The organism is Flavobacteriaceae bacterium, from assembly GCA_014075215.1.
GTDB lineage: Bacteria > Bacteroidota > Bacteroidia > Flavobacteriales > Flavobacteriaceae > Polaribacter.
The window spans coordinates 2,758,316-2,784,421 of the sequence record CP046177.1 but is presented as its reverse complement, the minus strand read 5'-3'; the positions used below and the strand labels follow the sequence as shown (position 1 = coordinate 2,784,421).

Sequence of the window (26,106 nt, the reverse complement as noted above, 5' to 3'; positions counted from 1 at the left end):
AATATTTAGAAATTTATGACTGCATCCAAAGCATCATCAGCCTCCTTATGAATAAAATTCGCTTGGTAGTTAATAGTCGTTTTCAAATCACTATGACGATAGAGTTTTTGTAACATCAACGGATGAATTTTATCTCCGGCAATATTTCCAAAGGAATGACGAGCAATATGATTGGATAAATTTTTGTCTATCTGACAATGCTTTGCAATGCGTTTTAGGTATTTGTTTAGCAGACTGGTTGCGTTGCGGGTTTTTATAAAAACATCGTGTGAATCGTTTTGATTGGCTTTTTTAAGATACAGAAACACAAAATCCTTTTTACGAATTTTGGATATTTTGTAGAAATCCAATATTATCTGTGCTTTTTCTGGAACTTTTAGAGAAATCGGTTTTTCATTTGGCTCTAGTTTAAAATTGCGTTGATATTAATTTTTGATACTTCAATCCAATATTTTGATATTTTTGATACGCATTAATATGTTCTGACACTTTATTTACAAAGGCATTGAGTTTATCGTTTCTATATTTTAATTTTTCTTTGATGCGATACCAGTTCAAATATTGTTGCAAGTATTTGGTAGATACTCCCCAAAACTTGTTATCTATCCATTTCTTAACTCTGTTATGAGTTGAGTTGACATGTTGTATATGATACACTTTGTTTTTGACACGTTGTTTTATGACGCCTTTTAGAGTGTGATGCTCTATTTTATTGTCTATTGCAAATCCTTTGTAGCTTAGATGTGTGTCCCTACATAAAATGGCTTTACTTGCCTTTATTCTGCTGCCAATAGCATTTACAATATCTATTTTCTTTAATCTTCCCATAGTGGCTACAGTAATATCTGGATTAGATGTTCTATCTTGGGTTACAATAACAGCTACTTGATCATTACTGATGCCTTTGGTTTTAGAGCTACCACCACGTTTTCTTGATTCCCGATGATTTACTGGTCGCCCTTTTTCTGAATTTAAAAAGAAGGTCTCATCACTTTCTGTAATGCCTGTAAAATCATCTTTATCGTTTTCTGATAATGGGACTAATATCTTATGAGGCCAGTCAAAAGCCGTTTTCTTGTTTATCGATAAGGCTACTTTTATCTTATCTAAGCTCTTTTCTTCTAGCATTAATTCAAGGTAGTCATCAATCTTGTCCTTATGTTGCAAACCTGCCATCCAAGTACCTGTGTATTCTGTAAAACTGCGTTTGCAGGATTTACACTTATAGCGCTGAGAGCCTTTGTCAATACCAAATTTTACATACTTTGGATGCCAGCAATGGGCGCAACAACCTAACTTATTGTCTAATAAAAAACGCCTAGATTCTTGGCTTCTTACCGTTGGAACTGAATCTTTTGGTGATGTTGACAATTCTTTTAACAATTCCTGCCTTTCAGATTGGGAAAGCATGGAAATTCCTCGCTTTATTTCTTGTAAACTCATGTATTAAATATACAAATAATAGCTGTTATTAACTAGTGTCAAGTCATGAATAAAAAGTCGTATATTTTTAGTATCTTTGAAAGAAACCATGGCAAAAAAATATACAATAACCTTAACCAAGCAAGAGCGAGAAGAGTTATCTCAAATCATTTCAAAGGGGAAGCATAGTAGTCAAACTTATCGCAGTGCTTATATTCTTTTAAACAAAGATGAGGGAGTTCATTCAGAGGGATTAGTCACCAATGAAGAAGTATCAAAAGTTCTACAAATATCGATGCGAACTATTGACAGAGTAAAGAGACGTTTTGTAGAGGAAGGCTTTGAATCTTGTTTGCAACGTAAATCGACTACTCGTGTTTATGAAAGGAAGATTGATGGAGGCAAAGAAGCAAAGCTTATATCGATAGCCTGTAGTGAACCCCCCAAAGGGATGGCAAAGTGGTCTCTTCGACTTCTAGCAGACAAAATGGTGGAATTAAATTATGTAGAGAGTCTGTCTTATGAAACGGTTCGTCGAGTTTTAAAAAAACGAGTTGAAACCCTGGAAAGTTAAGGGTTGGGTGATTCCTCCAAATCAAAATGCTGATTTTGCTGCCAATATGGAAAATGTGTTAGATGTTTATAAACGCCCTTATTGTTCAGGGAATCCGGTAGTTTGCATGGATGAATCACTCAAACAACTCATTGGAGAGATCAAACATCCAATAAGGTTGAAAGATGGCAGTAAGGTTGTTGACTATGAATATAAACGTAATGGAGTTTGTAATATCTTTATGGCTAATGAACCGCTTTCAGGAAAACGAATAGTCAAAGTCACAGAACGAAAAACAAAATTAGATTGGGCTGATTTTTTGAATGATATCGCTCAAAGTTATTCTAATGCGAATAAAATAACACTCGTTATGGATAATTTAAATACACACAAGCCATCTTCCTTATATGAACGTTTTAAACCCAGAACAAGCAAAAAAGTTATGGGATAGGTTTGAGTTTGTATATACACCTAAACACGGTAGTTGGCTCAATATGGCGGAAATAGAACTCAACGTACTAGGTGGACAATGTTTAAATAGAAGAATAGACAATATTGAAACGGTCAAAACAGAAGTCAATGCTTGGGTAAAGTATAGAAATCAAAAAAAGGCAAAAATAAATTAGCAGTTTACAACCAAAGATTCTAGAATCAAACTAAAAAAACTTTATCCGACATTAAATGATTGACTTGACACTAGAGCCTTTCATTTTTATGCATTGTGTAGTACAGCCTGCCATCTTTTTTTTGTTTTTCCTTTCGAAGTACTACCTTTACCGAAGCTATAAATACTGAGTTTTTTGAAAGATAAAGGTACAAAAAAATCATAAAAATTGGTTAAACAATGGTTAAACATTTTGTGTTTTTATATGGTTTTAAACGGTTTTATCTGATAGTTGTAAATTTTTGAAATATTGATAATCAGTTATTTTAATGTTTTTTAAGGTAATTCATTTCGGGTTCATAACCCGAAGGTCGATGGTTCGAGTCCAGCTACCGATACTTGATTATCAGGAGATTACATTGAAAATGTAATCTCTTTTTTATTTCCTGTACAATATATGTACAACATTTTTTTTAAAATAAAACACATTACACTTGCAAAAAGATTTAGACACTTAAGATATGATGGCACTCTATGAAAAAGCAATTTTGATTAATAAGGAGGTGTTTTTTTACAAAACTTGAGGTGAACAATTCTTTTAATCCCTATTTATCTTTAGATACTCATATAGAATCCAATTCCCCTAAAACTTATTTAACTTTCTGTAAAAATAAATTTCTTTCTTCTTTTGTTAACCTGTTATCAGTTCCGTTCACTATCTCAAAAAACTCAAAAGAATTGGTAAGTTGAAGATTGGAATTTTTTATCCTAAAAAAATAATTTATTTCATTTTGGACTACCCTTGTTGTATATCCTATAATATCTCTTATTTCGTTCTTTTTCTTTTTAGAAACATTAAATTTTTCGTGTAGTGAAAGATAACTCTCAATTATTATATTTTTTGCATCAGCTAGCTGTATATTTTTGCGAAAACACATAGAATAAAATCTTTCGTAATGTCTAATAAATAATTCTGCATACGCATTAATATTGCACTTATAATACTTATGTAAGCTTCCCCTAATTAGAACTGTTTAAATTTCTAATATTTGACGAAAGATTTGAAACAGATACGGGAATTAATATAAATTCTACATTTTCAGAAATCAATTTGCACAATACAATTACTAAAATTGAAACCTCACTCAATTCGGCAACTCTCTTTATAGATGATTTAAATGTTACCATAGATATAGATAAAGAGCAGTTGGGCTTAAGACAATTTACGACACAGAAAATAAGTGTAGATCAAATCCCTGATCTGGCAAAAATGAAATCTTTTATCGTTTGGTTTCATTAATGTTTTCTTTGTCTGGCCAGCAATGTATTTTTTAATAACATGGCAATGGTCATCGGGCCGACCCCTCCGGGTACGGGAGTAATAAAATCTGATTTTTTGGAAACCTCATCAAAGGCAACATCTCCAAGTAAGCGGTAACCGCTTTTTTTAGAAGCATCTTTTACTCTGGTAATACCAACATCAATAACCGTTACGTGCTCTTTTACCATATCTGCCGTTAAAAACTCCGGTATTCCAAGTGCAGCAATAATAATGTCAGCTTGTAAGGTAATTTCTTTTAAATTTTTTGTTCTGCTGTGTGTAATAGTCACTGTAGCGTTTCCAATTTTTCTTTTTTGAGCCAGTAAGATACTCATCGGGCTTCCCACAATATGACTTCTGCCAATGACCACTACATGCTTTCCGGAGGTTTCAACATGATAACGATCTAACAATTCTAAGATTCCAAACGGGGTAGCAGAGATAAAGGTAGGAAGGTTTAGAGTCATTTTACCCACATTCCTCGGGTGGAATCCATCGACATCTTTATCAGGATCTATGGCCATGATTATGTTTTGCTCATTGATATGCTTGGGCAATGGAAGCTGAACAATGAAACCATCAATAACCTCATCTGTATTTAAAGCAGTTATCTGAGAAAGTAATTCGGCTTCCGAGGTGTGTTCCGGCAAACGGATCAATGTAGACTCAAAACCCACTTTTTCACATGCTTTTACCTTTGCATTTACATAAGTGATACTAGCACCGTCATTGCCAACAATAACAGCAGCCAAATGAGGCACTTTGCCACCTTGTTTCTTGATTTGAACAACTTCAATTGCTATTTCGTTCTGAATGTCTAACGATGTTTTTTTACCGTCTAAAATAACCATACAACTGCTTCTATTTTACTGTATTCCCCGCACCATTTGCATCATTTTTCCAAGCCCTTTGCCCTGCATCATTTGCATCATCTTACTCATTTGATTAAATTGTTTCATTAACTGATTTACTTCCTGAATTGAAGTTCCGGAACCCTTAGCAATTCGCTTTTTTCTACTGGTATTAATACTTGTGGGAATGCTTCTCTCGGATGGAGTCATCGAGTGTATAATGGCCTCAATGCTCTTAAAAGAATTATCGTCAATATCAACATTTTTTAGGGCTTTGCCTGCTCCCGGAATCATCCCCATTAAATCTTTCATATTTCCCATTTTTTTAATTTGCTGAATCTGATTCAAAAAATCATCAAAACCAAATTGATTCTTGGCAATTTTCTTTTGTAATTTTCTCGCTTCCTCTTCATCATATTGTTCTTGTGCTCTTTCAACCAAAGAAACCACGTCTCCCATCCCAAGAATACGATCGGCCATCCTATCCGGATAGAACACATCTATGGCATCCATTTTTTCGCCTGTCCCAATAAATTTAATGGGTTTCTCAACAACAGATTTAATAGACAAAGCAGCACCTCCTCTGGTATCTCCATCTAATTTTGTAAGTACTACTCCTTCAAAATGTAAGATATCATGAAAAGCTTTTGCCGTGTTTACAGCATCCTGCCCTGTCATAGCATCTACTACAAATAGTGTCTCTTTAGGATGAACAGCTTTATGGATATTGGAAATTTCAGTCATCATTTCCTCATCAATTGCTAAACGGCCCGCAGTATCAATAATAACCACATTTTTACCATTTGATTTAGCGCGCTTGATTGCATTTTGAGAAATTTCCACCGGATTTTGATTCTCAACTTCAGCGTATACTTCCACCCCTATTTGCTCTCCAATCACCTGTAATTGATTGATAGCTGCAGGACGATACACATCACAACCCGCCAAAAGAACCTGTTTACCCTTTTTTGTCTGTAAGTAATTGGCCAGTTTACCCGAAAAAGTAGTCTTACCCGAACCCTGCAAACCGGACATTAAAATAACCGTAAAGTTTCCATCCAAATGAATACCTACGGCATCACTTCCCATAAGCTCCGTGAGTTCGTCTTTTACTAACTTTACCATTAATTGTCCCGGGTGCAAAGTCGTTAATACATTTTGCCCCAGTGCTTTTTGCTGAACTCTTTTGGTAAATTCTTTGGCAATTTTAAAGTTTACATCTGCATCTAATAATGCCCTGCGAACCTCTTTTAATGTTTCTGCAACATTTACTTCCGTAATTCTGCCATGACCTTTTAACGTATGTAAGGCCTTATCTAATTTTTCGCTTAAATTATTAAACATATATGTAACTTTTTAGAAGGTGTAAATATAAAAATTACTCACCGCTTATAAAAACGTACCACATGATTATTGCTTTTTCATTATAGCTATTAAAAAGGTAATCAAATGTACTAAAGTTGCTATTAAAAAAACCAAAAAGCCAATCCATAAAATAGTATCTGAATTGGGTGTCGGCCCGACTGATTCAGGTGCTTTGTCAGGTACTAATAAGAATAAAATATAAAACAGAATGGCAATTGTTTGAAGAGTAATATGTACGCCTGTCAGCCATTTATTAGGTGGTTTTTGTACCCAATGTAATGAAAAGTAGTTGACTCCTATCAGTCCGAAAAATACAGATGAAAAATAACAAAAACGGGTATTTGAAATAGTAAAATAGGTATTGTAGATATGTATATCAAAAGTTTTATTTCCTACAAAAAATGAGATGATTAAGAAGAAGAAAACCAACCCGAAAAAGAACATATACGGAGTGTTGCTAATTTTTTTCATTTAGTACTTTTCTTTTAGAATATGAGTGTGGTGTGCCGTATGACATGCTGTCCACATTATTATTTCTCTTACGGTCATTCTACCCATCAGAGGGTGTGGTATCAGTAACGTATCCAAGTGTATATCTGACCACTTATTTGTTTTGTATTGCAGCTTTTTATTTTGAATTTGTAAGGTAATAATTAGGCGGTCTTTCTCTTTTTTAGAAGGAATTTTCAAATTCTTATTAAAAAGAGCAGCTTTATCCCGGCTTTCTGCTAATCGTTCATCATACCTTTTAGCTACTTCTTCGTAAGATCTGACTTTTCTGTTACAAATACCAAATTTGCGTTTTAGAACGAATTTAGGAGTTTTCAAAGTCGTATTCAATAATTTGATACTGTTTGTCAGATGCAAAATATGTTGCCCACTTGTCCATTTTCCCTCAACTGCTTGTTCCCATTTTTCTATGGACTGCTTTTCCAGCCAATCGAATAATTCCAGATGTTTGTTTTCTAGTATAGTAATGATTTCTTTTTTATTCATAATGAACTTGATAGTACGTTCCGCAAAATACAAAATATTCAACGGTAATCTTTTCATTTTTCCACCAAGAGGAATTTGAATATATTGAAACATGGGATAATAGATAAGGAAGACATTCCTTTTTAAATGAATTAGCTATTTTAGAAGAGGAAAATTTAACGAGAGACATTTGCCGAATAGGGATATATTTTGTATTTGAAGCCAAATCAACGCTACAAAGGTCTCCGAATAAAAAACTTGTGGTTTAAAACGTTTATTTTTTGTACTACATTTGAGGTGAAGTTCACTAATTACCAACTACATTAATGCGGAAATTAAATATGCTTTCTTCATCATAGTATTTTTTGCTTGAAATTCACTTTCGTAAAATGTTTAATTTTAAAGTATCCGTAATTGCTCCTTTTTTGAATTTTTAAACTAATCATATCCGTTGAAGTTCACCTGCTTTTAAAGCACCTTTTATATCTACCAATACAGTATCATAACTATTAAAGAACTTACCTCCATCATATTTTTTTATTCTTACTTTTAAAACATTATCTTTTTTCTTTATTGATGTAACAACTACTTTATTACCATAAATTCTTTTATAATCGATTATCCCTCCTCTTTTAATAATAAAATTAGGTCTGGGAAAATAAATATATTTAAATGTTTGCGAGTGTTTAGGCTTATTTATCTCAAAAACATCACCAACTTTTACACCTTGTGAATCAGATACTACTATTTTTTGAGCATTCGCTTGCGTAATGCTAATTGTAAAAATAAATGCAAAAATTAACTGCTTCATAATTTTTATTTTTTGAACTCATTTAAACTTTTTATAGAAAGGGCTAAATTAAATATTTAACCCTTTCCTTTTACTAGGGCGTGTTAACACTAAGCAAAAAATTGTCTTTTTTGCTCTTTTTCTGCCTTTTTTCGTTAGTTTTTTTAAACGTAGCTCGGCTATGTTCTGCAAAAACTGCCTCAAAATCCAAAAAAAATAGCTAAAAAATCCATGATTCTCGTTTAGTGTTAACACGCCCTAAATAAATTTTCAATCACTAAAAAATTTTAATGGTTCTAGCTCAGGGTAAACGCATTAAAGTTAACATGTTTTTAATCAATACTTTATGATTTTTTGATCCAAGTTAACCTGTAATTATTTTCAAAAAAATGAATAATCATTAAAGATAAGTTTAAAAAATTACGAATAAAATCCATTATTAAATGTCAATTCTTTAATGAAAAATTAGTTTTACTGATATATTCATAAAAGTTTAATGCGTTTGCCCTGGGTTCTAGCTGGATTTTGTTTTGCCTTTTCTCTTTTAGGAAGTTGCACACTTAAAATACCATCATTGTAACTGGCTTTAATTTTACTTTCTTAATAGTATCAGGTAGTGTAAAAGTCCTCTTAAAAGAAGAATATCCAAACTCTCTGCGAGTATAATTTTCATTCTTTTCTTCATTACTTTCTTCACGCTCTGTTGAAATAACAAAGACATTATTATCTAAATTAATATTGAAGTCTGATTTCTTCATCCCCGGAACTGCCATTTCAACTATGTAGGTATCTGCGTTTTTCTTAATATTTACTTTAGGTAGCGACATCCCATTGTTAAAATTTGAAGAAAAGAACGAAGGTAAATCGCTCATAAATAGGTCATCAAACCAAGTTGATAGGGTTGGAAAGTTTGTCTTTGTCTTTGCCAAACTTCCATTTTTCGGTAATGTTACTAAGTTACTCATAATTAAAAAATTTAAAATTAGACATTTATATGGCATAATTGATATAATTCTCTATGAGTTAATGAATTTTTGACAGATATTATGGTAAATGATTGTCAAAATGGCAGCAGATATGTTTCTTAAAGTAGCATAATAAAATGCAACTAACTATTATTTAATCAGTTGCATTTATTCTTGGTGACCTCGGCAGGATTCAAACCTGCAACCTCTTGAGCCGTAATCAAGTGCACTATTCAGTTATGCTACGAGGCCTTTTTTGAGGCTCCAAATATAGTAGCTATTTTTGAAATAGGAAATAGTAGAAAATTTTATTGATTACCCACTTTTATACCAGTATTGATGAGTGACAGCTACTACCAGTCTATCAAATAGTCTTTCAGCGAAATAGTGTCTGTTGAGTTTATAGCAGAACTCGTCAAGATAATTCTGCAAATATTTTCCTTTAATTTTATGGTAAATACCTAACAGAGTGCGTTTTGCATTACTTATGGCTATATGCACCGATTTTAGTGTGGTAATAGTGGTTTCTTTATTTGATTTTTCAGTAATGTGTACTTCCACATAATCACGGATCAAGACTAATTGTTGTGTTTATGCAAAAATTGTAGTTAATCTATAGAGGAAGAATTCTGTGTTTTTGACCCCTCTAAATTGTAATCTAAAGGCTTTGATTTTGGCATTGAAAGATTCTGCCGCTGCATTAGTACTTCTATTAATGAAGTAATTCAATATTGATCTATAGTTAAGCCTGATAGAGTTTGCTATGGTATTAAAAGCCTTGTATGCTGTTTGTTCTACATCTTTATACCAATGCGCTAGTTTTGTATAAGCGACTTGTATTGAGTTTGCTGTGTTGAAGATATTTCTAAGTCCTTGTACGAGCTTAAAAGCTGTTTTGATATCAGGATATCTTTTAAAGAGGATGTTAGCTCTTACTCTTTGATCTTCTGTCCAATTACTTGGTGCTTTGTAGAGTAAGTATCTGCTTCTAGCCAAGAGTTGCTTTATGGTATCTCCATTTTCTAATATTTCAGGGTAATATTCTTTGTTATTGGTTTTGGCAAGTTTGATCCGTTCATTTTCTGTATCTATGGCTTCCCATCGATGTTTGATCCTAATTTCTTGAAGTGCTTCTAGAGCTAGTTTCTGTACATGGAATCTATCGGTTACTTGTATGGCTTTGGGGAAACACCGTTTGGCAATCAGCTTCATGGAGTTCGCCATATCTAGGGTAATTTCTCTGACCTTGTTTCTTTTCGCAGATGAGATTTTAAATAGGTGTTTGATAATAGGTTCTGCTTTGGTAGTAGCTATGATCGCCACAATACTTCCTTTCTTTCCTTTAGCTTTTTTATTGGTAACGATGGTGTAGAGTTCTCCTTTTGATAAGGCTACTTCGTCGATAGATAATCGAGTTCCTATATTCTCAGGGAAGATCAACCACTCTTTGGCATGAGACTTTTCCTTCCACTGTTTAAACTCACTCAAATAATCTCGATACTGCCTTTGGAACTTCTTCCCATTCACGCCATAGATTCTTGCAATGGTTTTGCAATCACTCTTCTCAGTATCGACTAATCTCTTTTAAAAAAGCAGCAAACTCACCTGTCATGCGAGTTCCCTGAGCTACTAGATTCCAATCTCTTTGAATGATTTGCCTAGTCTCTTTATCTAACCATCTACGTCGCCTTACGTGAAGATACACAGTGTTTCCACGCAAAGGAAAGTCTTCAATAGTAATCTCTTTGTGGAAACCATGAGCAATTACATTAGGATTTATGACTTCTTTAGGAACAACATTACGCTCTTCAAAATACAAATGAAGTTCCTCATTTCGATGAGTGTGTCTTACCAAATCAAAATGTTCTACGAGCATCTCAGGTAAGATGAATTTTAAAAGGTCTAAGGATAATTCCAATCTCTGTTTTTTTTTACAAAGATCAAAACTTTAATTCAATCCACACAAAACTTTTGACCCTGATCCCTAATTGCTTCGTTTCACTCGCAAAGACACACTTCATTCAATCTTCAATTAACAATTAATCTTCATCTGAACTCACACACAACTTTTGTGACTGATCCCAAAACTCACCGCCACATCATTGATCTTTAGTAAAGTAGTATTATCCGGTAAATGTAGATTATCAATAATGCGTTGATAACCGATCTCTATCCTGTCAAAACCTATCTCGGTTGCAATAGCTGACGTAAGACCGAATCTGAATATACCATGTAGTGAAGGCGATCATAATCTAAATTCAAAGCCAAACGAAACTGAACCAATACAAAAATTTGCCATAGTGTGAGTCCTTTACGACCCGTTCTCTTTTTACCCTTGACAATCGAATCTTCTAGAATCGCAAAAATCTGTTCGTTGTACTCTGGTGTTTTGTAAATTTCTAATAATGCTTGTAACAAAGCAGGAACATCATCTCTGCTTTTTTGCAAAACAGGGGTATCTTCAATAAGTTTTACTCCTAATACAATTTGTTGATCGAATCGATTGCGCATAGTTCTGAATCTTTAAAACCTCATTGATAATCAAGGCGAATCTAAATAGATTAATTGATTAAATATAAGCATTTTAGAGAAAATGACACTCAATTATTCTTAGAGATTCATGAAAGCTCTTAAATATAATTTATTGAAAAACAATATGTTAAAAGTTTTCTTGCAGGCGCTAATTATAATCGTTTATAAAAGTGATCCTTATTTTTGAATTATGCAATAATCTTAAATATGAATTATAGGGAGACACGGGTTTTTAATTGCTTTTCGGTTCGCAAAAAAATTTATTTTTTTCCTAAAAAAAACATCCATTATTTGTATGTATTGTAATAGTCTAACACATGTTTTGGGGTTTCTATTTCTTTTTTCAAACACTTATCTGTAATTGGGTATTCGGCAACTTGCTTTAAAGGAACAACTCCTGCCCAAACATCCAAATCATAATCTTCGGGTTCATCATTTACGCCTACATCTCTGATTTTTGCAGATGCCGTTTTTATAGTCATTTCCACAACTAAGGTTCTGTCTAATTCCTTTTGATGCATCGGGCGAATTTCATCCCAACGCCCTTTCATCATGTGATCCATAAAACATTTTAAACCAGTTTCTTTTTCTGCATCATTTTCTATATTTCTTACAGTACCAAAGAGTGTTGCCGAACGGTAATTAACAGAATGATGCAATCCGGATCTTGCCAACACCAACCCGTCCAGATGCATAACGGTCATGCTGATTTCTTTTGTCTTTAACAGGAAAGTTAACATCCTGTTCGCCTGTGAGCCATGCAGGTATATCTTATCATCTTTTCTTCCGTATCCCATAGGGATTGAAATGGGCTTTCTTTCATAAATATAGTTTACAAAACCGATGAAGCCGGCATCTAAAATAGCGTAGATTTTCTCTATATCATATGTAGCCCTGTTTTGCCCTCTTTTGATTCTGTTTAACGATGATTTTTGATATTCTTTCATATTTTTATCTTTGAAGTATTCAATTATTTCTTCTATTCATCTTTTTTCAGGCAGAATGCGCTTAAATTGTTCGGTAATTAGTTTCACTTTTTCTACATTTTTACGATTTAAAATCCTCTTTTTTGATGCCGGATATTTTTCGAGCATTTTACCCGGTCGAATGGGTCTCTCTACAAAATTACCCGTACAACTTGGACATACATTTTCAAAAATACCAATCGCACAATCTTTACAATAAGTACATTCGAAACTGCAAATCATAGCTTCTGTAGAAGTATTGGGTAAACCTTTGCCACAATGTTCGCAGTTGGGCCTAATTTCTAACATTTTATAAATAACGTTCTTTTATAATTTCCATATGCCATATATCATGACCAATAATAGTAAATGCAGCTGCTCTGGCAGATATTTTTGCTCCGTTAGCATTTCCAATAAAAGCTAAATTTTCATCAGACAACTCTTGTAACAGGGCAATGGAGTTATTCCTATTGGCAATAAACTCGTTTAGCAATTCATCGATGGTTTTATCATCTGCTCCGGAAGGTTCTATGTATGAATTTTGATCGAATCCCGCCAGTGAGGTCATATCTTTTCTGGCAATCCTAAAACATCGATACATAAATATCCTTTCGGTATCTATAAGGTGTTGTAGTATTTCTTTTATACTCCATTTTTCCGACTGATAGCGGTATGTTAATTTTTCTTCCGGTATCGATTTAAAAAAATCAATTACTTTTTGTTTACCACTGTCAAATCTATCTCGAAGACGAATATTTTTTCCAAGTTTATCGATATATTTCGAATAATACGTATCAAATTCTTCAGGTGTGAGTTCTGATGTAATAATTGTTTATTATTTTATTGTTTATTCAAGAAATAAAGGCAATTACCCGGATGTTTACAGCTCGTTAATTTCACTATTTCAATTTAAAAACCAACAGCCGTATCATCTCCTCTAGGGTCTGCCCCACCTTCCAGTTTCCCGTTTTTTAATACCAAAATGGCATCTACTTTTCCTATAATTCTGGAATTGCGCTCATCTATTGCATATCCTAATTTTTTCAGATTTTGTTTTACAATAGTGTCAAATTTATTAGGTTCAATAACTACGACATCCGGTAGCCATTGATGGTGAAACCTGGGCTGATTTACAGCTTCCTGCATACCCATACCATATTCATGAACATTTAAAATGGTCTGCAGTACCGAAGTGATAATGGTAGAACCTCCCGGAGTACCTAGCACCATAAATAGTTTTCCGTTTTTTTCTACAATAGTAGGAGTCATAGAGCTTAACATTCTCTTCTCAGGTACTATTTCATTTGCTTTGGCACCGATCAAGCCAAACATATTCGGAACTCCCGGCTTGCTGCTAAAATCATCCATTTCATTATTTAAGAAAAAACCTAATTCCGTACAATAGAGTTTAGAACCAAAAGCACCGTTTAGTGTAGTAGTTACCGAAACTGCATTCCCATACGGGTCTACGATAGAATAATGCGTAGTTTCACTACTCTCTACTATTTCTATAGTTCCGTGAGACACCTCATGAGATAACGTGGCTTTATCAAAAGAAAAATCGGTCATTCTGTTTTTAGTGTAATCCTTACTCAGCAGAATGTCCAAAGGAATCGTAACAAAATCAGGATCTCCCAAATAAAAACTTCTGTCTGCATAGGCTCTTCTTTCTGCTTCTACAATGAGTTGAATTGCTTTGGTGGTGTTATGCCCATATGAATGCAAATCATAAGGTTCAATTCCATTCATAATTTGCGCCAGACAAACTCCGCCGCTCGAAGGGGGCGACATGGAAATGATATTTAAGTCATCATAGGTGAAATTCACAGGAGTTCTCCATTTTGCACGGTACCTCTCTAAGTCTTCCAGCGTAATAATACCGCCGCTTTTCTGCATAAATTGTATAAATTTTTGTGCCGTTTCACCTTTGTAAAACTCATCTCTCCCATTTTTAGCGATACGCTCTAAGGTAGTGGCCAGAGCGGGATATTTTATGGTATCATTTTCTGAGATACCTTCTTTAAACACGTTAAAATCCGGATTTACCTCACGAAAAACAGACTGGTATTTTCCGATTCTTTTTTCTTGCTTTTTGGTAACAATTACTCCGTTTTTGGCTAGGGCAATTACGGGTGTTAAAATTTCTTCCACGGATAATTTTCCATACTTTCGCTGCGCTTCAAACAGGCCTGCAACAGCACCGGGTACTCCTACGGCCGTTGACCCAACGGTACTTTTTCCTTTTATCACATTGCCTTCGGAATCCAAATACATATCTCTCATAGCAGCTAAAGGAGCTTTTTCTCTATAATCAAGGGCTCCTGTACTTCCATCGGCCATTCTGTATACCATAAAACCACCACCACCAATATTGCCTGCTACCGGGTAAGCTACCGCTAAAGCAAATCCCGTAGCCATCATAGCATCAAAGGCATTACCTCCTTTTTGCAATATTTGGACTCCTATTTCGGAAGCTTCTTTACGAGCAGAAACCACCATGGCTTTTTCGGCAGTTGTACCTGTGATTTTTTGAGGTGATTTCGGAGTACAATCGAATAGTATAAAAGAGACTGAAAAAAGTAGTATTATTATTTTCATGATAGTTATAAGGATGTTATTTCTTTATTAATGAACTCCTTTAAACGAGTTCAATTTCCGATGCGAAAAGATACACAATTCTTTAAAGAAATCCGTAAAATCTTTTTGAAACGCATCATCTAACCGATATAGCTCTTCAATTGCCAAATGCATTTGAGACCTGTTTTTAGTACGGCGATTCATTCCTTTCAGAACACTTTCGATACCTTCCTTGTATTGATAGTTATACAACCAGTTGTATGCTATCATAATTGGTAACATATGCTGTGTTTTCTCTGGTAATATACCGTAGTTTTTTTGGAGTAACTGATAAATTGAATCTACGTACAGGTGTAAGGGGATAGCAGAATAATTTTTCCAGTTTTTAGCCAGATAATGGTCGTAAAAAATATCAATGATAACTCCTGCATATAGTCCGTAACGTTTATTGAGCCTGCGTTTACTTTTTTTAGTAATCGGATGCGCGTCTGTAAATGTATCGATTTCCCGATGTAGTCTTATTCCTTGTTGAATCTCTTTATCAAAATGGGTAAATCGGTTGCCGTGAATACTATCGGCTATAAAGTTTCCGATAATCATATGGGTATTATCTTCCGAGAGATATAGATGGGCGAGGAAATTCATAAAAGTAAATATAAATAAAAATAGTGTTAATTTTAGAGATTTTTACTAACCTATGAACAACCTTAAATTGAATGTATTTACAATTCTACACTTTAAAAATTGGAGCTCATTATTACTATGAAAATTGTTTAAATATTTTATTTTTGTGGCTCAATTTAATGAACTCGTTTAAACTTTTTGAATTTAAGCGAACATTAGAAGTTTTTAGATATGTTGAAAGCTTTTTTGAGTTGCATAGCAGCACTACGGAAAGAAAAAAAGATAAAAACAGAGCTAAAAACAGCAATTTTTTAGCAAATTCAAAAAGTTTAAACGAGTTCATAAAATGCTTACAAAGATTGTCAATAGTAATACCATTTATCACTTGAAATTACTGGTATAAGTTCTGTAAATATAGCTGAACCAATATAAAATGCCATCATTTAAAGATTTATTGACCCTGGAGCCAAGAACTATAACCATCTTGATTCTTAATTCTAGTAGCGAAGCGATCTTATTTTATGTCAAGTTATTTTGATTTAATTATGATGTTATTCAATAATGAACTTAAGATGAGTATTTGACTTTCCGCTTTTAGAGGTAATTTTAATAAAATATAATCCACTTCCAATATGGCTAAGTAAAATATTTCCGGTACCAATATCGCCAGCTTTTAATAATTGACCGTTTAGATTATAAATCTCATATGAGCTGTCAAATATAGCATTGTTAAGAATTAATTTGTCGTTTTTAACAGGGTTTTGGTGTAATGTAATTTTGGATGCATGTAATGCTGTATCATGTAAAGATAATAAAGACTCTAACCTTTGAACATAGGAGATGGCTATTCTGAACCCTAAATGGTCATCGGCACTATTTGGCACATCTCCTGAACGACCTTCAGCTCTAATATTATGGCCTTCAGCTAATTCATCTGGAGTTTGACCCGTGCGGCCGGCTGAACTGGACCAATCTCCTGCCTTTTGCATTCGAACGCCATTATCAGTCAAATGAATCGGATTCGTTTGTGAAGCAGAAGTATAATCATACTCGGCATCATAAACCCATTGATTTACATTACCTACCATATCTAATGCTCCTATAGGTGAAGCTCCATTAGGGAAACTTCCCACAGGAGAAGTAATTGCAAAACCATCAGTTACTCCCGTATGTACCAGAGCTTGATTCAGATTTGGAAAATAAGTATTCATAGTTTCATCAGCATAATTTGCTCTTGTTCCATCTGACACATTATTACCCCACGGGTAGATTCTACCATCTGTACCTCTACATGCATATTCATATTCAGCTTCGGTAGGTATGGTGAATTGCACTTGTTTTTGTTGACGTAGCCAATTAGTATAAGCAATGGCATCATTCCAGCTTACACAGGCTACAGGATGATTATCGTTTATCGTAATTGCCGGAAAAGCAGCTAGGATATCCTGATAAGCATTGTCCCATTTACGTCCTGTTTTTGGCACAAAAGCTTCTTGTGTGGTATCGTATACATAGCATCCCTGACTCCCGGCTCTTTCAACATCAGTTACATAATTGGTTGCCTGTACGAATGTTCGAAATTGCCCTATGGTTATTGGATTTTTTGAAATCCAGTAATGACTTAAATTTACAGTATGTTCCGGTGCCGAAGCATATCCGCTTGTTACTACAATGGATGAAAGCATATTATTCCCCATAGTAAAAGAGCCTTGCGGAATATATATCAGTACAATACCATTACCAAAATCCGCTTCCCAATAACCAAGAGAATTTTGAGTTAGAGAGTTAGCTTTTGAAGTAATAAAACTTAATTCTTCTGCCATTGTTCTATTTTGGCTATAACTGCTGTTACATAATGCGAATAGAAATAGTATTAAAAAATAATTAGATTTCATTATAATTGTTTTTAGATTTTGTAATTATAATTGAAGTAATTTCAAAATGGAATAATTTTACCGATATATTAGTTCATTTGCTTCTAAACAAACTATTGCTATAATTAAAATATTAATATTCAGTATTTTAATTTTTTAATGAATTCCAAAGGAGTTGTATTTTCAATTTTTCTAAAATGACTGTAAAAAGTAGATTTTGATTTGAAACCACAGAGTTCAATAATCCCATCAATACTCATTTTTATGTTTTTATCATCAAAAATTAGTTTTTTAAAATGTTCAATTCGGTACTGGTTGATGAAACTATAAAAATTAGTATTCGAAAAATGATGAATGTTATGTGAAATTATTTTGTCTTTAGAGTCTAATTTTTTACTTAGATAATTCAAAGATAAGTCTGGATTCAAATATAACTTTTCCTTTAATAAAAGCTGTTTAAGTTTTTCGAACAACTCTTTGTTTTGTAGTGTTTGCAAATTTTTCTCTTTTACAATTAATTCTTTTATCTCCTTCGATGCTTTTTTTATTTCATCCAGTACATATTGGTTTTTAATCGCATATATAGACAGAAATAGTACCGAGAAATAAGAATAGAATAAAGATAAAATTGCTAATACATCGGAAACACTGTTTTCTCCAATAAGTAAAAAGGTAGTATCATCAATTAACCATAGTATATTAAAAAATAGTAATAGAAATACAATTAATCGTAATCCGTATAGGTTTTTTTGTTTGACAGAGGAATAACAATTTTTTAATTTCTTTTGATACACTCTAAGGTTGAAAAGAGTAAGTACCAAAATAAGTATACTAATAGCGGAGTTAAGAACTACAATAGTTAATTCTTTTTCGTGGAAAATGGTTTCAATACGGATTAGAAAAATAAGTTGTATTACGACACTTAATACCAATATAGATATGAACTTTAATGTCACTTTCCTGTAAATCAAAAAATGAGAATAACTAAATAATATTAAAATCCCTATAGCATAAAAATTGAGGTTTATATCAAAATCTGAGCTTACATGTAGAAAGGAAAAAATAAACTCAAGTAAAAAGGTAAACAAAGTGATAGCAATTATAATATTGAAAAGAGCCTTTTTTTGAATCCCTGTAATGAGTACGTAAGCTATCACAAAAACATTACCCCCTGAAAAAAAGGCATCTAGTAAGGGAATTATTTCAATAAAGGAACTCAACTTTTGACAATATTATTTGGTGAAAAATTCAAAATGATATAAAGAACTCATTTAAACTTTTTCAATTTGCTGAAAAATTGTTGTTTTCCACTCTGTTTTTGTCTTTTTTTCTTTCCGTAGCGCTGCTATGCAACTCAAAAAAGCCTTCAACAGCCTTAAAAACTTCTAATGTTCGCTTAAATTCAAAAAGTTTAAACGAGTTCAAATTAAAAGTAATTTATTAAACTACCCGGGATCGTATTGATAATATACTAAATTATATGTGTTCTTTTAAAGCTTTTATCTCATCTCTTAGTTTTGCTGCAATAATAAAATCCAAATCTTTAGCTGCGGCTTCCATCTGCTTCCGTTTTTCTCGAATGCATTTTTCTATTTCAATCTTAGAAAGATATACTACATCTTGTTCTGCTGCTTTTTGTATTGCATTGTTATACTGATAAGAAGACACTGCTTTACCGGTCAACGTTTCACCTATTTTTTTATGGATGGGCTTGGGTGTGATATTGTTTTGAATATTATAAGCAATTTGCTTCTCCCTTCTACGATGAGTCTCATCAATCGTCAACTGCATACTTTTTGTAATATTATCGGCATACATAATGGCTAACCCATTTATATTTCTGGCTGCTCTTCCTACAGTCTGTGTCAAAGAACGATGACTTCTTAAAAACCCTTCTTTGTCAGCATCTAATATGGCCACTAAAGAAACCTCCGGTAGATCTAAACCTTCTCTTAATAAATTAACACCTATAAGTACATCAAAAAGACCTTTACGCAAACCCTGCATAATCTCCACACGTTCTAAGGTATCTACATCCGAATGAATATACCTGCAACGAACAGCTACTCTTGTCAGATACTTTGTCAACTCTTCTGCCATTCTTTTTGTTAAAGTAGTTACTAAGGTTCGTTCATCTTTCTCCACTCTGATTTGAATTTCTTCAACTAGATCGTCGATTTGATTTAGACTGGGTCGAACCTCAATTTCAGGATCCAGTAAGCCGGTAGGACGTATAACTTGTTCTACGAAAAGGCCTTCGGTATTTTTTAATTCATAATCTGCCGGAGTCGCACTTACATATATGATTTGGTTTTGCAACGCTTCAAATTCTTCAAATTTCAATGGACGGTTATCCATGGCTGCAGGCAATCGAAATCCATATGCTACCAAATTCTCTTTTCGGCTTCTGTCTCCACCATACATCGCATGTGTTTGCGGAATGGTTACATGACTTTCATCAATGACCATTAAATAATCATCCGGAAAATAATCTAATAAGCAGAAAGGCCTTGTACCAGCTTCCCGGCCATCCAAATACCTGGAATAATTTTCTATCCCCGAACAATAACCTAATTCGCGGATCATTTCCAAATCAAACTCCGTTCGTTCTTTTAAACGTTTTGCTTCCAAATGTTTTCCGATTTCTTTGAAATAATCATATTGTTTTACCAAATCGTTTTGAATCGAATGGATAGCATTTTGTAATACATCCGGAGAGGTTACAAATAGATTTGCAGGGTATATGGTGAGGGTTTTAAATTTTTCAATAATTTGATTATTAACTATATCAAAAGACTCTATCTCTTCAATTTCATCACCAAAAAAATGTACTCGATATCCATTTTCACCATAAGAAGGAAAGATGGTAATGACATCTCCTTTTACTTTAAAACTTCCGCTTTTTATTTCTAAATCTGTTCTGGAATACAAGCCGGTTACCAGTTGATGAAGAAATTTTGTCCTTGAAATTTGCTGCCCAACTTCAATTGGAATGACATTCTTTTTAAATTCTACCGGGTTTCCAATACCATATAAACACGAAACAGAGGCAACAACCAATACATCTCTTCTACCTGAGAGTAGAGAAGAAGTGGTACTTAACCGAAGTCGTTCAATATCATCATTAATAGATAAGTCTTTCTCTATATAAGTTCCTGTAACAGGAATATACGCTTCCGGCTGGTAATAATCATAGTAAGAAACAAAGTACTCAATGGCATTATTTGGAAAGAACTGTTTGAACTCCGAATATAATTGTGCAGCTAATGTTTTATTGTGTGCCAAAACCAAAGTAGGGCGGTTGACTTTCTCAACCACATTGGCAATAGTAAATGTTTTTCCTGATCCGGTAACTCCTAATAAAGTCTGAAACTTATCATCGTTAAAAATACCTTCTGATAACTGTTGTATAGCTTGAGGCTGATCACCGGTCGGGGAAAATGTTGATACTAATTCAAAATGCATGTAGCAAAAATACGGATACCATAATAAAAACCTTACAAAAACACTAACACTTCCTTATTTTCTAATCAGGGAGAAATTTCCTTTTCTCAATCTGGTATTTCCATTGGAATCCGTAAGATTGACAGAGAACCAATAATCGTCTGAGGGGAGCGGTTTTCCTCCATAATTTCCATTCCATCCCTGAGAGTCTATTGAAATGGTTGCGACCACTTTCCCATACCTGTTAAATATATACATGGCATTTGTAGGGAATAGCGCAGCATTGATTCCCTTTACTCTCCAGGTATCATTAATTCCGTCATTATTAGGAGTAAAGAACTTAGGGAACTCAATAATGGATAGTGATATTGCTGCCTGTCCACAGCCGTTTTTATCTCTGACTATCAGGTTATAGAACCCTCCTTGCAGCCTGTCAAAAAAAGGCTCATCCTTGAAATCACGAATGATAAGATTATTTTGGTCAGCCAGTGCATACTGATAATCTCCAATTCCTAAATTGTCAGGGTTTACGGTAATGGAATTATTGTCGGAATCATCTACAATGGTCAGGTCATTTTGAGTAATGGTAGGGATGATGGATTCATTGACCTGTATGGTTCTGACTCTGGAGCAGTTCGTACCGTTAGTAGTGGTTGCTGTTATGGTATAGTGTCCTCCTGCGGTTACAGTTAAAGTACTACCCGAAGAGGTATTTCCCACAGGGTCTGTCCACGTATAGTCATATGTATCAGCAGGGTTTTCTGCTCTGAGGGTTAAGGGAGGGCCGTTTAAACAGACAATCCGGGGAGAGTTTACCCTAAAGTCAGGTAAGGGGTTTATAATGACATTGAAAGAAGCATCGTCATTGATACACCCTGTTGTTTTATTTTCAATTCTCACATATATGGTTTGCATATTGGCTACGGTGTTGGCAAAAGGATTTGGCAGCGGGTTGCTTGCAGCACTTGCCTGTGCCTGAGAAGCATGAAAGGTTACATTAAAATCATCGGGGTCTTGTATGACCGACGGGTCAGTAGGATGTAGCAACAACATGGGGATAACACTTTGCAGGTCAATATTCTGAACAAACCCGTTGGTATCATCACCATCTGCATTATCATCACAGATACTGATATTGGACACGGGAGTAAATACCGGTTCGGGATTGACCACCACATCAAAGTTAGAGATTCCATTGGCACATCCGGTTACGGAACTCACTACTCTGACATATATGGTTTGTCTATGTGGAGTGGTATTGCTAAAGGGACTTATCTGCGGGTTGCTGCCACTTTGAGCTTCGGCGAGATTTCTGTGATAGGTTACCGAGAACCGGGCAGGGTCTTGTGAGGCGAGAATACCGGGCGTTTGGCTTTCCAGATTGATTGATTGTGAGAAACCGTTTCTTGCAGAACCGTCGGTATTATCATCACATATTTCCAGGTCATTGACAAAATTAGCTATGGGAAGGGGAGTAACGACAATATCAAAAGTGGAATGATGGTTATAACATCCTGTGTTGTTATTAGTTACTCTGACATATATGGTTTGTCTGTCTCTTGTGGTGTTGGTATAAGGAGAGGCAAGAGGGTTGCTGCCTGTTCGTGCATCGCCGGCACTCTGATGATAGGTTACCGAGAACCGGGCAGGGTCTTGTGAGGCGAGAATACCGGGAGTTTGACTTTGCAGATCAAAAGTTTGAATGATACCATTGGTACCGTCTCCGTCATCGAGTGTTTCACACAGTTCATAATCGGATATGGTGTTGGCCACAGGTATGGGGTCTACGGTAAGGGTGATATAAGGCCCAAATCCCAAACAGGCATTGTCTAACTGACTATCGACCCTGATATATATTTGTTGGGAGTTGGGATAGCCGATATTTCTATAGTTGCTGATGTCGCTGACGGCATTATTTTCAGCCAAAGCATCTGTAGCATTTCTGTAGTAGGTAATGGTCAACTGTTGAGTAGGAGGGAATAGGGCCCTTACCTGACTGTTGACCGAGCTAAAGTCAAAAGCACTCACCCCGTCGGTATCGTCATTAGTACCGTTGATTCCATCGGTAGGCAGGAAATCATCACAGGTGTTAAATGTTCGTGCAAAGGTGTTAGGAATACCTGTTGTGGAAACTATTAAGTTGAGTTGAGCAATTCGATGACAGTTGTTAGTATTGCTAATACGTACCCATAGGGTATCGGTAGGGGTGGTTCTGTTGGTAAAAGCGGTGGGATTGTTAATGGCATTGGTGTTAGCCTGAGCATCTGCCATAGTGGGATAGTACACAAAGGTTTCATTTGCAAAATCGGCAGATAGCAGTCTGTTGGCCTCTGTAAGGTTAAAAGCAGAAAAGCCATCGGTGTCATCATCACATTGTCGTAAGTCCACAGGAGTGGTGATTACAGGTAAAGGATGGACTATCAGATCAAAATTGGTATAGGCAACACAAGCTGTGGGGTTGTCATTGTGCCCCACTCGTACATAGATGGTTTGACCGTTTGGAGTCGTATTGGTATAGGGATTGATTTTATCAATAGGGTTTGTGTCATTGGTAGCATCCGTAGCTGTCAGATGATAGGATACGGTATAGAGGGCACTGTTAAAAAAATCCGTTCCCAGTATTTCAGCATCTTTGGAAGACAGGGTAATAAAATCATTGATAATACCGTCGGTATCGGTGCCTCCTGCTGAGGCAGTATCACACCGGCTTACATCAGCAAGGGTTTGTATGAGCCCGTCAGGGTTTTGTGTAACGAATAATTGAAAGCTGGTAATGGTCTGGTTTGTATCACTACAAGTGGTTGGATACATCGTGTGAAATACTCTGACCCAAATAGTTTCAGTACTGTAATCCGAACGGTTTTGATAGGGGTTAGGTAGCGGATTGGTATTGTCAATGGCATCTTGCCGGGTAGGGAAATAGACAACATTGAAAACACCGGGGTCTTGTCCGTTTAACACTTCGTTGTCTTTTAAACTATTCAGGTCAAAGTTCACTCTGCCAGTGGTGGAGCATTCCGGAATATCGGCAGGTAGGGTCGCCTTGGGTTGTGGTACCACCACCAGAAAAAACGAATTAAAGCTCGCTGTTTGGTCTGCAAGGGTAAAAGCATTACAATTGGTATTGTTGTTATTATCTACCCGAACAAATATCTCCTGAGAAAAAGCGGTGGTATTGGTATAGGGTGTTGTTTTGTCTATAGGATTGGTGTTTGTTTGTGCGTCTGACTGGCTGAGGTGATAGCTCACCGAATATAAAGTATTGCTCAAGGAGCCTAAGATTTCCGAATCTTTAGACGAAAAATCAAAACTTTGATAAATCCCGTCAGTATCACTGCTCCCTGAATTGACAACATCACAAACCACATAATCCGAAGGAGAAACAGGGGTCGGTTCGCTGGTAACCTGAAGAGTGAAAGAATCATCGTCATAACAAGCATTAGGAGCGCGGCTATTTCTCAATCTTATATATATGGTATCAGTGCTGAAAGGAGCTGAATTTTGATATGCAGCTGCATCAGAAACCAATGTGGAAAAATCAGAAACAGTTGAATAAACGACTTCAAAAACCGTAGGATCTTGTCCGTTTAAAATAGTAGTATTCATCGAAGACAAATCAAAAATATGGAGGCCATCTCCATCCGTATCGCAAAACTGAATGTCATTAATCAAACTGGAATCAATAGCTACAGGAGGTTCAAAAACATCAATAGTAAACACTCCGTTTAATTCCACAAGATTACTACAATCATCAGTGAGTCTTATAGTTAGTGAATAGTCACCGGCATCTGTAAGTGCAATATCTGCGAGTGTTAATGAAGGATCTGTAGATATGACAGATGAAGAAGTGCCATTATCAAAAGCCCACTCATAGGAAATATTAGTTCCGGTAACGGTTCCGGGAAGCAATGTTTTAGTATCACCAATACAATATTGCAATGTTTGGTTATTAACGGTTTGTCCGGTAGCATCATCCGTAATATCTACCGGCAATAATAAGGACGATAAAAAAGGAGGTAGCCCCTGACTTGCCATGGTTGTTCCAAGATTTACAGTTTGATGAGAATAATTGCAATCTCTACCTAATTGATCAGGAGCATTGACTACACTAATATTACGTGAATTATGACTAGTCCAGTAAATTTTACCATCCGGACCCAATTGCAAAGCTCCTCTTGAGTTATTATAGGTGTGAACTTCATATCTTGAAGCGTTAATATCGGCTATGTTTGTTTGAGTTAAATCAAATTGATATAGATGCTCTGTTGATCCGGGAGTAAAATTCCCTGTAGAAACATATAATACTCTGCTTGTTGGGGAAAATTCAACTCCATAACCACTTTGCCCTAGCACACTTAATTGGCTTGCCGCTGCCGGATTCTCAAAATTTGTAACCCTGCCTGTTACATCATCAAACCGAAAGATATAGGTTCCAGAATTCATGTTTGCAGCTACCAATGTACTGCCGTCCGGAGACACTTTTAAATACCCTCTTATGTCATTGGCACTAAATCCCGGTAAGGTACTTGTTACCGGATTGGCAACATCCACACCACTTGTATCTAATCTGTATGCATAAAAAGTATTTCCTATCAGTGATATTGCCCAAAAAGTATTGCAGGCATCTGCTCTGACAGCAGTTACCTTTTCCGTCCAATTGGCATCCAAACCATTAGATAAATTGACAGGGCCAACAGTAACGTCTCCCAGCCCTCCGTCGGCTGTCATATCAATTTCATAGTAAAAAAAACCCGGAATACCTGTACCGGCACTACCGGTTAAGGAAGTTCCTACGGTAAATAAGTAATAAATATTAGGTCTGCCCGAAGCCGGAATGGTAAGCGCCGATTGAGAACTTGAAGAATCGCCTCTTAGTCCGGTACCTCTTGGCATGGGTTGATTATTCCTGTTCCAAATAGTTAAATCGCGGGCATTTGTATTAGGTGCTCCTACATAAAACAATAAATTGCCGTTAGCATCTGAAAAAGAAGAACAGCCTTCTACCGTATTCAGTTGGCTTCCCGTAACAGGAACAGGCGTTCCGGAATTAAAATCCAACGCCGCATTTTGCCCAAAATACCAAAAATTGGCTTCTTTCTGTGCATAAAAATGTAAAGAAAAAAATATAAAGGGGAGTAATACTACCTTCTTCATACTAATTAAGGTTTGAGACTATAAACGTCAAATATATCTAAAAAGTACGGTATTTCCTTATTTTTTAACAGTAGTTCTATTTTGCAAAGG

The 26,106-nt window shown here is 35.2% G+C and carries 21 protein-coding genes, 1 tRNA gene and 3 pseudogenes; 2 read left to right on the top strand and 23 right to left on the bottom strand.

The features are described from left to right. Nucleotides 1-5 precede the first annotated feature (5 nt). A complete protein-coding gene (locus tag GKR88_13685; GenBank protein ID QMU65239.1) occupies nt 6-386 on the bottom strand; it encodes a tyrosine-type recombinase/integrase in 381 nt (126 codons plus the stop codon). Between the two features lie 22 nt (nt 387-408). Next, nucleotides 409-1,443 (bottom strand): IS1595 family transposase, encoded by a 1,035-nt coding sequence (locus GKR88_13680; GenBank protein ID QMU65238.1) that lies wholly within the window; start codon nt 1,441-1,443, stop codon nt 409-411. Between the two features lie 88 nt (nt 1,444-1,531). Between GKR88_13680 and GKR88_13675 the strand changes: the two are divergent. Beyond that, a pseudogene (locus GKR88_13675) lies at nt 1,532-2,664 on the top strand (IS630 family transposase). Between the two features lie 1,026 nt (nt 2,665-3,690). Further along, nucleotides 3,691-3,879, top strand: a complete 189-nt coding sequence (locus tag GKR88_13670; protein ID QMU65237.1) for a hypothetical protein — start codon at nt 3,691-3,693, stop codon at nt 3,877-3,879. Here the strand turns inward: GKR88_13670 and folD are convergent. The 21 genes and pseudogenes from folD to GKR88_13565 all read right to left on the bottom strand — a co-directional run bounded on the left by folD (nt 3,876) and on the right by GKR88_13565 (nt 26,016). Continuing rightward, nucleotides 3,876-4,751 carry a bifunctional methylenetetrahydrofolate dehydrogenase/methenyltetrahydrofolate cyclohydrolase FolD gene (gene folD / locus GKR88_13665; protein QMU65236.1) on the bottom strand — a complete coding sequence of 292 codons (876 nt, stop codon included), beginning with the start codon at nt 4,749-4,751 and terminating at the stop codon, nt 3,876-3,878. The genes GKR88_13670 and folD overlap by 4 nt on opposite strands. Before the next feature lie 15 nt (nt 4,752-4,766). Beyond that, complete coding sequence (locus GKR88_13660; protein ID QMU65235.1) at nt 4,767-6,095, bottom strand: signal recognition particle protein; 1,329 nt, start codon at nt 6,093-6,095, stop codon at nt 4,767-4,769. A 66-nt stretch (nt 6,096-6,161) separates the two neighbouring features. After that, the gene (locus GKR88_13655; protein QMU65234.1) at nt 6,162-6,587 is read right to left on the bottom strand and encodes a hypothetical protein; all 426 of its coding nucleotides are present in this window, start codon (nt 6,585-6,587) and stop codon (nt 6,162-6,164) included. Beyond that, a complete protein-coding gene (locus tag GKR88_13650) occupies nt 6,588-7,112 on the bottom strand; it encodes a DinB family protein (GenBank protein QMU66723.1) in 525 nt (174 codons plus the stop codon). It lies immediately after the preceding gene. A 421-nt stretch (nt 7,113-7,533) separates the two neighbouring features. Continuing rightward, a complete protein-coding gene (locus GKR88_13645) occupies nt 7,534-7,902 on the bottom strand; it encodes a hypothetical protein (GenBank protein QMU65233.1) in 369 nt (122 codons plus the stop codon). Between the two features lie 462 nt (nt 7,903-8,364). Further along, a pseudogene (locus GKR88_13640) lies at nt 8,365-8,846 on the bottom strand (Hsp20 family protein). 175 nt (nt 8,847-9,021) lie between these two features. Beyond that, nucleotides 9,022-9,098, bottom strand: a tRNA-Arg gene (locus GKR88_13635). Nucleotides 9,099-9,161: 63 nt separating this feature from the next. After that, nucleotides 9,162-9,425, bottom strand: a pseudogene (locus GKR88_13630) (IS1595 family transposase). A 12-nt stretch (nt 9,426-9,437) separates the two neighbouring features. Continuing rightward, on the bottom strand, nt 9,438-10,391 hold the full coding sequence (locus GKR88_13625; protein QMU65232.1) for a DDE transposase: 954 nt from the start codon (nt 10,389-10,391) through the stop codon (nt 9,438-9,440). A gap of 19 nt (nt 10,392-10,410) precedes the next feature. Beyond that, the gene (locus GKR88_13620) at nt 10,411-10,764 is read right to left on the bottom strand and encodes a transposase (protein QMU65231.1); all 354 of its coding nucleotides are present in this window, start codon (nt 10,762-10,764) and stop codon (nt 10,411-10,413) included. Between the two features lie 266 nt (nt 10,765-11,030). Continuing rightward, nucleotides 11,031-11,357, bottom strand: coding sequence for a hypothetical protein (locus tag GKR88_13615; GenBank protein ID QMU65230.1), 327 nt, complete (start codon nt 11,355-11,357; stop codon nt 11,031-11,033). Between the two features lie 308 nt (nt 11,358-11,665). After that, nucleotides 11,666-12,325 (bottom strand): pyridoxamine 5'-phosphate oxidase family protein, encoded by a 660-nt coding sequence (locus GKR88_13610; protein QMU65229.1) that lies wholly within the window; start codon nt 12,323-12,325, stop codon nt 11,666-11,668. A gap of 36 nt (nt 12,326-12,361) precedes the next feature. Next, nucleotides 12,362-12,652 carry a DUF1272 domain-containing protein gene (locus GKR88_13605; GenBank protein QMU65228.1) on the bottom strand — a complete coding sequence of 97 codons (291 nt, stop codon included), beginning with the start codon at nt 12,650-12,652 and terminating at the stop codon, nt 12,362-12,364. Between the two features lies 1 nt (nt 12,653). Further along, nucleotides 12,654-13,172 carry a DUF664 domain-containing protein gene (locus GKR88_13600; GenBank protein ID QMU65227.1) on the bottom strand — a complete coding sequence of 173 codons (519 nt, stop codon included), beginning with the start codon at nt 13,170-13,172 and terminating at the stop codon, nt 12,654-12,656. Between the two features lie 80 nt (nt 13,173-13,252). Next, the gene (gene ggt / locus GKR88_13595; protein QMU65226.1) at nt 13,253-14,941 is read right to left on the bottom strand and encodes a gamma-glutamyltransferase; all 1,689 of its coding nucleotides are present in this window, start codon (nt 14,939-14,941) and stop codon (nt 13,253-13,255) included. Nucleotides 14,942-14,968: 27 nt separating this feature from the next. Beyond that, a complete protein-coding gene (locus GKR88_13590; protein ID QMU65225.1) occupies nt 14,969-15,565 on the bottom strand; it encodes a DUF479 domain-containing protein in 597 nt (198 codons plus the stop codon). Between the two features lie 530 nt (nt 15,566-16,095). Continuing rightward, entirely contained in the window at nt 16,096-17,439 is a 1,344-nt protein-coding gene (locus GKR88_13585) for an SUMF1/EgtB/PvdO family nonheme iron enzyme (protein QMU65224.1), read from the bottom strand. 119 nt (nt 17,440-17,558) lie between these two features. Continuing rightward, entirely contained in the window at nt 17,559-18,638 is a 1,080-nt protein-coding gene (locus GKR88_13580; protein QMU65223.1) for a helix-turn-helix domain-containing protein, read from the bottom strand. Nucleotides 18,639-18,699: 61 nt separating this feature from the next. After that, nucleotides 18,700-18,843, bottom strand: a complete 144-nt coding sequence (locus tag GKR88_13575; protein ID QMU65222.1) for a hypothetical protein — start codon at nt 18,841-18,843, stop codon at nt 18,700-18,702. Nucleotides 18,844-18,894: 51 nt separating this feature from the next. After that, nucleotides 18,895-20,883 (bottom strand): excinuclease ABC subunit UvrB, encoded by a 1,989-nt coding sequence (uvrB, locus tag GKR88_13570; protein ID QMU65221.1) that lies wholly within the window; start codon nt 20,881-20,883, stop codon nt 18,895-18,897. A 54-nt stretch (nt 20,884-20,937) separates the two neighbouring features. Continuing rightward, nucleotides 20,938-26,016, bottom strand: coding sequence for a T9SS type B sorting domain-containing protein (locus GKR88_13565; protein QMU65220.1), 5,079 nt, complete (start codon nt 26,014-26,016; stop codon nt 20,938-20,940). Between the last annotated feature and the right edge of the window lie 90 nt (nt 26,017-26,106).

Excerpts from the sequence above, each read along its gene's own strand:
- GKR88_13565 (QMU65220.1), bottom strand. The coding sequence starts at position 26,016 with ATGAAGAAGGTAGTATTACTCCCCTTTATATTTTTTTCTTTACATTTT.
- ggt (QMU65226.1), bottom strand. The coding sequence starts at position 14,941 with ATGAAAATAATAATACTACTTTTTTCAGTCTCTTTTATACTATTCGAT.
- uvrB (QMU65221.1), bottom strand. The coding sequence starts at position 20,883 with ATGCATTTTGAATTAGTATCAACATTTTCCCCGACCGGTGATCAGCCT.
- GKR88_13680 (QMU65238.1), bottom strand. The coding sequence starts at position 1,443 with ATGAGTTTACAAGAAATAAAGCGAGGAATTTCCATGCTTTCCCAATCT.
- GKR88_13645 (QMU65233.1), bottom strand. The coding sequence starts at position 7,902 with ATGAAGCAGTTAATTTTTGCATTTATTTTTACAATTAGCATTACGCAA.
- GKR88_13660 (QMU65235.1), bottom strand. The coding sequence starts at position 6,095 with ATGTTTAATAATTTAAGCGAAAAATTAGATAAGGCCTTACATACGTTA.
- GKR88_13605 (QMU65228.1), bottom strand. The coding sequence starts at position 12,652 with ATGTTAGAAATTAGGCCCAACTGCGAACATTGTGGCAAAGGTTTACCC.
- folD (QMU65236.1), bottom strand. The coding sequence starts at position 4,751 with ATGGTTATTTTAGACGGTAAAAAAACATCGTTAGACATTCAGAACGAA.
- GKR88_13590 (QMU65225.1), bottom strand. The coding sequence starts at position 15,565 with ATGAATTTCCTCGCCCATCTATATCTCTCGGAAGATAATACCCATATG.
- GKR88_13650 (QMU66723.1), bottom strand. The coding sequence starts at position 7,112 with ATGAATAAAAAAGAAATCATTACTATACTAGAAAACAAACATCTGGAA.
- GKR88_13610 (QMU65229.1), bottom strand. The coding sequence starts at position 12,325 with ATGAAAGAATATCAAAAATCATCGTTAAACAGAATCAAAAGAGGGCAA.
- GKR88_13585 (QMU65224.1), bottom strand. The coding sequence starts at position 17,439 with ATGAAATCTAATTATTTTTTAATACTATTTCTATTCGCATTATGTAAC.
- GKR88_13615 (QMU65230.1), bottom strand. The coding sequence starts at position 11,357 with ATGCGCAATCGATTCGATCAACAAATTGTATTAGGAGTAAAACTTATT.
- GKR88_13655 (QMU65234.1), bottom strand. The coding sequence starts at position 6,587 with ATGAAAAAAATTAGCAACACTCCGTATATGTTCTTTTTCGGGTTGGTT.